The organism is Actinomycetota bacterium, from assembly GCA_036280995.1.
GTDB lineage: Bacteria > Actinomycetota > CALGFH01 > CALGFH01 > CALGFH01 > CALGFH01.
The window spans coordinates 1-8948 of record DASUPQ010000736.1 but is presented as its reverse complement, the minus strand read 5'-3'; the positions used below and the strand labels follow the sequence as shown (position 1 = coordinate 8948).

Sequence of the window (8948 nt, the reverse complement as noted above, 5' to 3'; positions counted from 1 at the left end):
ATCGCCGAGCGGCGCAAGGCGATCATCGCCGCCAGGGTCCGGCGACGCCGCCGCATCCTCGGCTGGGCCGTGGCCGCCATCGCCCTCGCCGTCGGCGTCGCCTACCTGATCCGCACGCCCCTGTTCGGCCTCAGCGACGTCCGGGTCGAGGGCGCCCGGGCGGTCACCCAGGCCGAGGTCGTCGCGGCCAGCCAGGTCCGCCTGGGCGAGCCCTACCTGGGGCTCGACCTGGCCGCCATCCGGGCCCGGGTGGCCGCCCTGCCCCGGGTGGCGGCCGTGCGCGTGGCCCGCGACTACCCCTCCAGCCTCCGCATCACCGTCAGCGAGCGGCCGCCGGTGGCCAGCATCTCCAGCGGCAGCGTGTTCTGGCTGGTCGCCGCCGACGGCACCGTGCTCGACGCCGCCGGCCGGCGGCCGGCCGAGCTGCCGTACGTGGCCGCGGTCCCGCTGCCCGACGGCATCAGCCCCGGCAGCCGCCTGCCCCCCGGGAACGAGCTGGCCAACGCCCTCACCGCCCTCGGCGGCATGGCCCCCCAGCTCAAGCGGCAGGTGAACGGCGTCAACGCCCGGTCCCTGGACAGCCTCGAGTTCACGCTCAAGGACGGCTCGCGGGTCCTGTACGGGCTCGCGGTCGACCAGCCGGCAAAGGACGCCGCCGTGCTGCTGGTGCGGCGGACCCTGAAACGAGAGGGAAGGGAGGTGCAGCGAATCGACGTCCGGAATCCGTCGGCACCCACCGTCAGAGCGACGCCGGGCGAATAACAATGGGTGAAATTACACCAGGGTAGTTGACCAGGTCAGGGGCACCTTGTACCATCCCCGACAGCTAGAGGTTGACGTAATATTAACCTCAACTTGAGGCTCAACTTCCCCCGCTTCCCTGGCCCTTGCGCTGGGCGACGACTGTCCGTGAAACGGGCGAAGGAGGATGGTTGGATGATGGCGGCGCCGCAGAACTACCTGGCCGTGATCAAGGTGGTCGGGATCGGCGGCGGTGGAGTCAACGCCGTCAACCGCATGATCGAGGCGAGCCTCAAAGGCGTGGAGTTCATCGCTGTCAACACCGACGCCCAGGCCCTGCTCGCCTCCGACGCCGACGTCAAGCTCGACGTGGGCCGCGAGCTGACCCGCGGGCTCGGCGCGGGCTCCAACCCCGACGTCGGCCGCCAGGCCGCCGAGGACCACGCCGAGGAGCTCGAGGAGGTCCTCAAGGGCGCCGACATGGTGTTCGTCACCGCCGGCGAGGGCGGCGGCACCGGCACCGGGGGCGCCCCGGTGGTGGCCCGCATCGCCAAGGCCCAGGGGACGCTGACCATCGGGGTCGTGACCCGGCCGTTCGCCTTCGAGGGCAAGCGCCGCTCCGCCCAGGCCGACAAGGGCATCGAGAGCCTCAAGCAAGAGGTCGACACCCTCATCATCATCCCCAACGACCGCCTGCTCCAGGTGGCCGAGCGCACCACCTCGATGCTCGACGCCTTCAAGCTGGCCGACCAGGTGCTGCTCCAGGGCGTCCAGGGGATCACCGACCTGATCACCATCCCCGGGCTGATCAACCTCGACTTCGCCGACGTGCGCGCCACCATGCGCGAGGCCGGCACCGCCCTGATGGGCATCGGGCAGGCCCGGGGCGAGGACCGGGCCGTGGCCGCGGCCAAGCAGGCCATCTCCTCGCCGCTGCTGGAGGCATCGGTCGACGGGGCCAGGGGCGTGCTCCTCAACATCTCGGGCGGCTCCGACCTGGGCCTGTTCGAGGTCAATGAGGCCGCCGAGGTGATCGCCTCGGCCGCCCACCCCGACGCCAACATCATCTTCGGGGCCGTGATCGACGACGCCCTCGGCGACGAGGTCCGGGTCACGGTGATCGCGGCCGGGTTCGACCGCACCGCCGAGCAGGCGGCCGCCGACGGCGGGCGTCCCCAGGCGGCCGGGTCGGCCGAGGACGAGTCGGTCTGGCCGACCCCTGGCATGCGGCGGGCCAGCGACAGCCGCGTCTCCCGTCCGGCCCCGCCGACCTCCTCCCCGGGCCCGGCCGAGCGGCGCGAACCAGAGCGGCGGGAGCCGGAGCGGCGCGAGCCCGACCGCCGCCCCCGGTACGACGGCGATGACGACGAGCTGGACATCCCCTCCTTCCTCAAGCGCTGACCCGCAGCCCCCCGCAGGCATGCTGGCCTGGCGGCCCGGACCCCCCACCGCGGGCGCGCCCGCGTCGGCCTGGCCGCCCGTGCTGGTGGCCGAGGACCTGCTCGAGGCCGGGGTCGTGGCCGCCTTCACCGGCCGGGCGGGCGGCGGCTCGACGCCGCCGTACGACACCCTCAACCTGGGCCTGCGGGTCGGGGACGACCTGCGCCGGGTCCTGGCCAACCGCCGCCGGGTCGCGACCGTCCTCGGCCTGGCCGGCCGCCCCTGGGCCCTGGCCCGCCAGGTCCACGGCGCCGAGGTCCTGCGGGTCACCGCCGGCAGCCTCGGGGAAGGGCCGCCCGAGGCCAAGCCGCCGCTGGGGGAGGCCGACGGGCTGGTCACCGGCGAGCCCGGGGTGGTGCTGGCCGTGCTGACGGCCGACTGCGTCCCGCTGCTCCTGGCCGATCCGGGCGTCGGGGTGATCGGCGCGGTCCACGCCGGCTGGCGCGGGCTGGCCGCCGGGGTGGTCGAGGCCGGGGTGGCGGCCATGGCCGAGCTGGGCGCCGACCCGGGGTCCTGCGTCGGGCTGGTCGGCCCGGCCGCCGGCGGCTGCTGCTACGAGGTCGGTGCCGACGTGCGCGAGGCCGTCGGATCCCGCTACCCGGCCGCCCAGGCCACCACCCGGGCCGGCCGCCCCGCCCTCGACCCGGCCGCCGGAGCCGCCCAGGCCCTGGGGCGGGCCGGAGTGGGCCAGGTCCGGGTGGCAGGCGAGTGCACCATCGACCTCGCCGACCGGTTCTTCTCGCACCGCCGCGACCAGGGCCGCACCGGCCGTCAGGCCGGCCTGATCGCGCTCGCCGGCGGAGCGGCCCGGTGAGCCCGGAGGGGTTCGGGGAACCCCAGGAGGGTGCCCCGATGGACCAGGCCGTGGACCCCTCGGCGGTGGCGGCCAACGTGGCTGCGGTGCGGGAGCGGGTGGCGGCGGCCGCCGGCCGGGCCGGGCGCGACCCGGGCGAGGTGACCCTGGTCGCGGTGGCCAAGCTGTTCCCGCCCGACGCGGTCCGGGCCGTGCTGGCCGCCGGGGTCGCCGATGTCGGCGAGAACTACGCCAAGGACCTGGAGGCCAAGGCGGCCCAGGTGCCGGGGGTGCGCTGGCACTTCGTCGGCCGCCTGCAGCGCAACAAGGCCGGCGCGCTGGTCGCGGCCGGGGCCCTGGTCCACTCGCTCGACTCGCTGGCCGGGGCCCGGGCCCTCGGCCGGCGGGCCCTGGCCGCCGGCACCACCGCCCGGGCCCTCGTCCAGGTCGAGGTCGACGACCGCGAGGCCGCCCACGGGGTCAGGCCCCCCGACCTGCCCGGGTTCCTGGACGCCTGCCGGGCCGTCGACGGACTCGAGGTCGAGGGCCTGATGGTCATGCCGGCCCCGGCCGACGACCCCGAGGCGACCCGGCCGGCGTTCCGGCGCACCGCCGAGCTGGCCGCCCAGGCCGGCCTGGCCCGGCTGTCGATGGGCATGACGGCCGACTTCGAGGTGGCCGTCGAGGAGGGCGCCACCCTGGTCCGCGTCGGCACCGCCCTGTTCGGACCCCGCCCGGCCCGGTCGGCCGGCGGCCTGCCCCGGGGAGGTGGCCCCTGAGCCTGTCACCCGTGAGTCCTACGATTCGGTCAGGAGCGCCGATCACGACTTCGGAAAACGGACAAACGGACGTTCCTGGAGGTACGCCGTGACTTCTGAGGCGACTATCGCCATAGTGTTCCCGGCGCCGCCCAAGGCGGACGTCCTCAGGTGCTTGGACAGTTGTCGACATGGTGAAAGGCAGGTGACGTTAGGTGGCTGGGGCGTTCAAGAAGAGCCTTGTGTGGTTGGGGCTGGTCGAGCCTGAGGACGACGAGGAGCTGGCCGACGTGGCCGAGGCGGCCGGGCGACCCTCGGCCGACCGGGCTCCCATCCGGCAGGTTCGCGACGCCGACGTCTACGGGCGGCGTCGGGACGGGGGGCGCATCGAGGAGCCGACCGAGGCGGTGATTCACCCGATCCCGTCCGCGGCCACCGGCAAGGTCCACCTGATCGAGCCGTCCGGCTTCAACGACGCCGAGGAGATCGGCGAGAAGTTCAAGGCCGATATCCCCGTGATCGTGAACCTCCAGGCGATGGAGGCCGAGACGGCCAAGCGCCTGATCGATTTCGCCGCCGGGCTCACCTTCGGACTGGACGGCCGCATCCAGCGCGTCGCCGACAAGGTGTTCCTGCTCACTCCCAGAAACGTCGAGGTCTCGGCCGAGGAGCGGCGGCGGCTCCAGGAGCGGGGCTTCTTCAACCAGGCTTGACCGGTGTCGATCTGTGTGGATTCTCCAACTACTACTGAGTCTCTACTGGCTGATCCTGCTCGGCCGGATCGTGATGGACCTCATCCTCAGCCTGACCGGTGGCCGAGGTCTATCCGGTTTGGCGATCCTGTATGGGATACTGTATGACTTGACCGAACCCATCCTCCGACCCATAAGGCGACTCCTTCCCCCTTTGCGAGTCGGCGCTGTGGCCCTAGATCTCTCCCCCCTCATCGTGTTCGTGCTGATCGCCCTGTTGAGACAGGTGGTGAGTACCGGCTAGGCCCAACGCGAACGCTCGAGTGGTGCTCGGGTACAATCGCCCATCCACTTGCAGGTAAGGAGCGCACATGCCGCCACTAACCCCGCTGGACATCCAACACAAAGAATTCACCAAGGCCATGCGCGGGTACGCCATGCACGAGGTGGACACCTTCCTCGACCAGGTCACCGAGGAGTTCACCCGGATGCAGGACGAGATCGCCCGCCTCCGGGAGCAGGCCTCCAGCGCGGCGCCACCCCAGCCGGCGCCGGTGGTGCAGCAGGCGCCCCCGCCCCCGCCTCCGCAGCCCCAGCCGGTGGTTGCCGAGTCCCGCGGTGGCGCAGGTGGCGAGGAGGCCATCGCCCGGGCCCTGGTGATGGCGCAGCGGATGGCCGACCAGACGGTCGAGGAGGCCAAGGTCAAGGCCAAGTCGATGGTCGCCGAGGCCGAGGCGCGGGCCAAGAACATGACCGAGCAGGCCCAGATGCGGGCCCGCGAGGTCACCGAGGCCGCCCAGATGCGGGCCCGCGAGGTCACCGAGGCCGCCCAGGCCCGGGCCCGCGAGCTCACCGAGGGCCTGGAGACCCGCTACAAGGAGCGGATCCAGTCGGCCGAGGCCCGCGCCCGCGTGGCCGAGGAGCAGGCCCGCATGCAGATCGCCCAGGCGACCGAGCAGGTGGCCCGGCGCCGCCAGGAGCTGGAGAGCTCGATCGAGGCCCTGCGCGCGTTCGAGCGCGACTACCGCGCCCGGCTCCGCGGCTTCGTCGAGGGCCAGCTCAAGGCGCTCGAGGACGCGGCCCCGTCCGGGCCCGTGGCCCCGCCGCAGCCGCCGGGCCTCGGCGGGAACTCCCGGCCCCTGCCGGGCGCCGAGGACCTGCCGGCCCTGTCGACCGGGGCGCGCCAGAGCTCCTACTCGGCCCTGCGCGACTCCAGCTCGGACCAGCTCGGCCACAACGGCCGCGACCGCGTCGACCGCCTGCGGCACGACGACTGACGGCCGCACGGTCATCGCTAGAACGGTCCAGTAGCGCGCCCGGTGGTCGCCGGCGCCCTGCTCGCCCTGGCGCTGTCCCTGGGCCTGCTGGTCGCGTCGCTGTTCCGCACCGACGGCCTCGGCCTCGTCTGGGCGTCGCTGGCCATCGACCTTGTCGCCCTCACCTTGCTGGTGACGGCCCTGCGCCGCCGCCGGGCCCGCTGACTAGCCCCGCCGGCCCTTGGTGCGCTCCTCCAGGGCGGCCAGGACGGTGTCGGCCGCCCGCCGGGCGGCGCGCTCGAACGGGTTGCGCCGGTACCCGCGGACGCTCCCGAGCAGGTAGGCCGGGTAGTACAGCGGCCCCCAGCGCTCGGCCTGGGCGACGTGCTCCAGCTCGTGGGCGAGCAGCCCGTCATTCAGGCGCCGGTTGGTCACGATCACGTGCCCGAGGGTGATGGCCGCGAACCCGCGCCAGCGCAGGAACCGGGCCAGGCCCCCGCGGGCGTCCTCGAACAGCAGCACCCCCCGCCAGCGCACCGGCCGGGTCCCGGTGGTGAGCCCGCCCACCAACCCGACCAGGCTGTTCGGCCCGGCCCAGACGTACCGCCACAGCGACCGCGCCGCCGGCAGCAGGTCCCCCAGGTCGTCCAGACGCCCCGGCCCCCGGGCGGGAGGTGGATCAGTTGGCCCGCGGCCGCTCACCCCCGCGCCCCCTCCCGGACCGGCCGCAGCCAGATGCGGACCTCCTGGCCGTCCAGGTCGACCCGGGTGTCGTGGCCGTCGCCCCGGGGGGCGGCGTGCAGGCTGGTGGCCAGGGTCTCGCCCAGCAGGTAGTCGCGGTGGGCGGCGACCGCGGCCGCGGCCTCCCCGTCGGCCTTGACGGCCAGCTCGATCCGGTCGTCGACGGCCAGCCCGGCCGCCTTGCGCAGGTCCTGCACGGCCCGGACCAGGTCGCGGGCCAGCCCCTCGCGGCGCAGCTCGGGCGAGAGCTCCAGGTCGAGGGCGACCACGGTGGCGCCGTCGCGGGCCACCCGCCAGCCGATCACCGGTTCCTCGACCACCCCGGCCTCGTCCGGTCCCAGCTCGACCGTGCCCAGCCCGTCCACGGCCAGCTCGACCCGCTCGCCGGCCCGCAGCCGCGGGGCCAGCTCGGCGGCCAGCTCGGCCGGGGCCTGGCGCAGGGCGGCGGCCACCGCCTGGGCGTCGCGCCCGAACCGGGGCCCCAGCGCCCGGAAGTTCGGGGCCAGCTTGTAGGCGACCAGCCCGGCCTCGCCCTCGGCGAAGCCGACCTCCTTGACGTTGAGCTCGGCCGCGACCAGGTCGAGCAGCCCGGCCACCCCGGCCCGGGCCGGGTCGGGCACGCCGATCAGGGCCCTGGCCAGGGGCTGACGGATCTTGAGCTTGGCCTCGGTGCGGGCCTGGCGGCCCAGGCCGACCAGCCGCCGGACCTCGGCCATGGCCGCGGCCAGCTCCGGGTCGGCGGCCGCCCGGTCGGGCTCGGGCCAGTCGACCAGGTGGACCGAGTCCGGCTGCTCGGGGTCGACCGACACCACCAGCCCCTGCCACAGCTCCTCGGCCGTGAACGGCGCGTACGGGGCCAGCAGCAGCGTCACCGTGCGCAGGCAGGTCCAGAGGGTGGCGAAGGCGGCGTCGGCGTCGGCGCCGGTGCCGCGCCAGAAGCGCCGCCGCGACAGCCGCACGTACCAGTTGGACAGGTCGTCGACGAAGGCGGCCAGCCGCCGGGCGGCGCCGGTGGCGTCGTAGTCGTCCAGGCTCTGGGTGACCTGCTCCACGGTGTCGGCCAGCTCGGCCAGGACCCAGCGGTCGAGCGGGGTGCGGCCGGCGGCCGCCCCGGTCCCCGGGCGTGCCGGGTCGAACCCCTCAAGCCGGGCGTACAGGCAGAAGAAGCTGTAGGTGTTCCACAAGGTGAGGAAGAACGACCGGGTGATGTCCTCGATCGCCTGGGGAAACAGCCGCCGCGACACCCACGGCGACCCGGCGGCCAGCATGAACCAGCGCAGCGGGTCGGCCCCGTAGCGGTCAAGGAGCTCGAACGGGTCGAGCACGTTGCCGAGGCTCTTGGACATCTTGCGGCCCTCGCGGTCCACGATGTGCCCAAGGCAGACCACGTTGCGGTACGAGGTCTGGTCGAACAGCAGCGTGCTCACGGCCAGCAGCGAGTAGAACCAGCCGCGGGTCTGGTCGATGGCCTCGGAGATGAAGTCGGCCGGGAACTGCGCCTGGAAGGCGGCCCGGCCCTCGGGGCTGTGCGGGTAGCCCCACTGGGCGAACGGCATCGACCCGGAGTCGAACCAGGCGTCGAGCACGTCGGGGACCCGGCGGGCTTCCTGCCCGCAGTCCGGGCAGGCGAAGGCGACCTCGTCCACGAACGGCCGGTGCGGGTCGAGCCCGGACAGGTCGCGGCCGGCCCTGGCCGACAGGTCGGCCAGGCTCTCGACGGCCGTCACGTGCCCGTCCGCACAGCGCCAGAGCGGCAGCGGGGTGCCCCAGTAGCGGGCCCGCGACAGCGCCCAGTCGACGTTGTTGGCCAGCCAGTCGCCGAAGCGGCCGTCGCGGATGTGCTCGGGGCGCCAGCCGATGCGGGCGTTCTCGGCCAGCAGCCGGTCCTTCTTGGCCGTGGTCCGGGCGTACCAGGAGGTCAGGGCGTAGTAGATCAGCGGGGTCCCGCAGCGCCAGCAGAACGGGTAGGCGTGGCTGTGGGTCTCGGCCCGCCACAGCAGCCCCCGCCGGCGCAGGTCCTCGACCAGGTCGGCGTCGGCGGCCTTGACGAAGCGGCCGGCCAGCCAGCCCGTCTCCGGCCCGAACTTCCCGTCCGGGCCGACCGGGTGGAGCACCGGGGTGCCGTAGCGCTGGCCCACGGCCAGGTCCTCGGCGCCGTAGGCGGGGGAGGTCTGGACCAGGCCCGACCCGTCCCCGGTGGTGACGTACTCGTCGGCCACCACCGTCCAGCCCCGGGCCGCCTCCTCCTCGGTCACCGGGATCAGGTCGAAGGCCCGCTGGTAGCGGGTGCCGAGCAGCTCCTCCAGAGGCACCGGACGCAGCACCCGCGCGTCCTCGCCGACCGCCCTGGCGACCGCGTCCCGGGCCACCACCAGCCGGCGCGCCCGGCCGTCCTCCCCGGTCGCCTCCACCAGCACATAGTCGATCTCGGGGCCGACCACCACCGAGACGTTGGGGACCAGCGTCCACGGCTGGGTCGTCCAGACGAGCAGGGCCGCGCCCTCGTCGGCCAGGGTCCCGGTGGTCG

9 protein-coding genes are annotated in these 8948 nt (G+C 74.2%); 7 read left to right on the top strand and 2 right to left on the bottom strand.

The genetic code is table 11. The annotated features are described in order from the left end of the window. The 7 genes from VF468_24695 to VF468_24665 form a co-directional block, all read left to right on the top strand. On the top strand, positions 1 to 762 hold a 762-nt coding region (locus tag VF468_24695), incomplete at its 5' end, for an FtsQ-type POTRA domain-containing protein (GenBank protein ID HEX5881489.1). A 177-nt stretch (positions 763 to 939) separates the two neighbouring features. Further along, positions 940 to 2142 (top strand): cell division protein FtsZ, encoded by a 1203-nt coding sequence (ftsZ, locus tag VF468_24690; GenBank protein HEX5881488.1) that lies wholly within the window; start codon positions 940 to 942, stop codon positions 2140 to 2142. A gap of 19 nt (positions 2143 to 2161) precedes the next feature. Continuing rightward, complete coding sequence (gene pgeF / locus VF468_24685; GenBank protein ID HEX5881487.1) at positions 2162 to 2995, top strand: peptidoglycan editing factor PgeF; 834 nt, start codon at positions 2162 to 2164, stop codon at positions 2993 to 2995. A 38-nt stretch (positions 2996 to 3033) separates the two neighbouring features. Then, complete coding sequence (locus VF468_24680) at positions 3034 to 3753, top strand: YggS family pyridoxal phosphate-dependent enzyme (protein ID HEX5881486.1); 720 nt, start codon at positions 3034 to 3036, stop codon at positions 3751 to 3753. A gap of 194 nt (positions 3754 to 3947) precedes the next feature. Further along, entirely contained in the window at positions 3948 to 4445 is a 498-nt protein-coding gene (sepF, locus tag VF468_24675) for a cell division protein SepF (protein HEX5881485.1), read from the top strand. A gap of 350 nt (positions 4446 to 4795) precedes the next feature. Next, a complete protein-coding gene (locus VF468_24670; GenBank protein ID HEX5881484.1) occupies positions 4796 to 5701 on the top strand; it encodes a DivIVA domain-containing protein in 906 nt (301 codons plus the stop codon). 42 nt (positions 5702 to 5743) lie between these two features. Further along, entirely contained in the window at positions 5744 to 5905 is a 162-nt protein-coding gene (locus tag VF468_24665; GenBank protein ID HEX5881483.1) for a hypothetical protein, read from the top strand. On the opposite strand, the gene VF468_24660 is transcribed toward VF468_24665, so the two are convergent. Further along, positions 5906 to 6382 (bottom strand): hypothetical protein, encoded by a 477-nt coding sequence (locus VF468_24660; GenBank protein HEX5881482.1) that lies wholly within the window; start codon positions 6380 to 6382, stop codon positions 5906 to 5908. Then, on the bottom strand, positions 6379 to 8948 hold a 2570-nt coding region (locus VF468_24655), incomplete at its 5' end, for a class I tRNA ligase family protein (protein ID HEX5881481.1). The genes VF468_24655 and VF468_24660, both read right to left, overlap by 4 nt.